Consider the following 1892-nt stretch of genomic DNA (forward strand, 5'->3'; position numbering starts at 1 on the left):
AGGAGGATAATGCAAAGAGGTTTAGCATTGAGGGTATTGCTTTTGATGTAGGCTTTTCCTCCCGAGCAACTTTTTACCGATCATTCAAGCAAATCATGGGTAAATCCCCCAATGAGATTTTGAGAGAGCAATAATTAGTTGTCTCAAATAGTGATTTGCAACATAAGTATTCGAAATATTCACGAGCATTGACAGAAAAAACAATGAAATACTTTTTAGTATCAGCCATAGTTTTGCGGTCACTTTCAGCTCTTTCGCAACCAGACCAGGTTTTTTCGGTGGATCAGTTAATCCAAGACTTCTCAATTATGAAAGGAAGTTTGGAAGAATTCCACCCCGGACTTTATTGGTACAGATCAAAAGAAGAGCTAGATGAGGCTTTTGAAGTGGCAGCCGCCAAGCTGAATCATCCCATGGGCGAACATGAATACTTAAGGGGTCTGGGTTCAGTAATCTCCAAAATCGGATGTGGTCATACCCAGTTGAGGCTCTCAAATACCACTCATCAAGCATATCAGAAACAAGAGAACTATTTTCCATTATCGGTCATCCTTCTCAACAATAAGCTCTACGCCATTCAAAGCGCAAAGAATTCTATTGATGCTGGAAATGAAATCCTAAGTATCAATAACCTCACTACAGATTCTTTGATTCAAATCTTTAGAGAATCCGTTTGGACAGAAGGGCTCAGACATACTAAGGTCAACCACGAGATTGGAAGGTATTTTTATTTCTTGTACTCCATCTTTATCGGCAATACCAATGAATACGTCATTGAATACATCGATAGCCAGGGAATTAAAAAAGAATTTGTCCTTAAAAAGGGTGGAAAAGAGTTCTCATCAGTAATAAATTATAAGTCCTCAAATAACCTTGAGCTATCCTTCTACTCAGTCAATAACGTTTCAACGGCAATCGTGGATATTAACGCATTTTTTAATTGGGAGAAAGATGGCAAGAAGTACAAGTTCTCTAAGGAATTAAGAACATCCTTTAAAAGAATTGACTCGGCCCAATCTGAAAACTTAATTATTGACTTACGCGATAATGGCGGTGGCAGAGCACCCTATGAGTTATTTTCCTATCTCTATAACAGCAGCTTCACCTTCTTTAATCGCGCGGAATTTATCGTTGATAAAGACTCAAAATATGATCGTTATTGTAATCCGAAACTCTCTAAACTATGGATTACTAGTCAATCAAAAAAAAGGAATCAGATTAATGACTCTATCTACATTCTTAGAAATGAACCGATGCTCAAACCACAAAAGCTTTCAGAACCACAATACAAAGGCAAGTTATACGTGCTTATTAATGGTAGCAATTTTTCGGCAGCATCCGATCTAGCTGCACAAATCAAATCACACGATCTTGCCACGTTTGTTGGAACTGAAACTGGCGGTGGTTATTACGGCAATACCAGCATGGAAGACGCTTGGGTTACACTGCCTAATACCAAAGTCAGAGTAAAAATACCTTTAGTCAGGCACTTTTTACCAGTTGAGGATAAGATTCCCCTCGGACGAGGAGTACTACCTGATCACGAGGTTGAACAGTCAATTACTGATTTGATAAATGGGGTAGATACTCAGCTGGATTTCGTACTCAAATTGCTTAAAAAAACATCCCCATGATAGGTGCTAAGCCCAACCGGCTTACTTAGTTATTTGCGAAGGGCATCTGAATCGGATATGTTTGAAAGGTTAAGCTCCGACAGTGATTAGCTAATCGATCAAGCTTTTTACTTCATGCCTACTACAGGCACCTCACCTTCGTGCCAGGGGAAGGCATAACTCGGATCATTCGCGAAGCGATCCAGCCCAATCTCAATCTGACCTAACGCTCCGGGCGATAATTCTACGGTGAAGTACCGCTTGTTAATGGTGTTAAAC

At 39.8% G+C, this 1892-nt stretch carries 2 protein-coding genes; both read left to right on the plus strand.

Features of this window, described 5'->3' with window-relative positions; all coding sequences use genetic code 11:
- Nucleotides 1-26: 26 nt before the first annotated feature.
- Nucleotides 27-134 (plus strand): AraC family transcriptional regulator, encoded by a 108-nt coding sequence (locus WBA23_RS09150; protein ID WP_424581973.1) that lies wholly within the window; start codon nucleotides 27-29, stop codon nucleotides 132-134.
- A gap of 69 nt (nucleotides 135-203) precedes the next feature.
- A complete protein-coding gene (locus WBA23_RS09155) occupies nucleotides 204-1634 on the plus strand; it encodes a S41 family peptidase (protein WP_424581972.1) in 1431 nt (476 codons plus the stop codon).
- Nucleotides 1635-1892: the final 258 nt, after the last annotated feature.

This window comes from Tunicatimonas sp. (assembly GCF_049647865.1).
In the GTDB taxonomy this organism is placed as follows: domain Bacteria; phylum Bacteroidota; class Bacteroidia; order Cytophagales; family Cyclobacteriaceae; genus Tunicatimonas.

Coding starts and splice junctions, on each gene's coding strand:
- WBA23_RS09155 (WP_424581972.1), top strand. CDS start 204: ATGAAATACTTTTTAGTATCAGCCATAGTTTTGCGGTCACTTTCAGCT.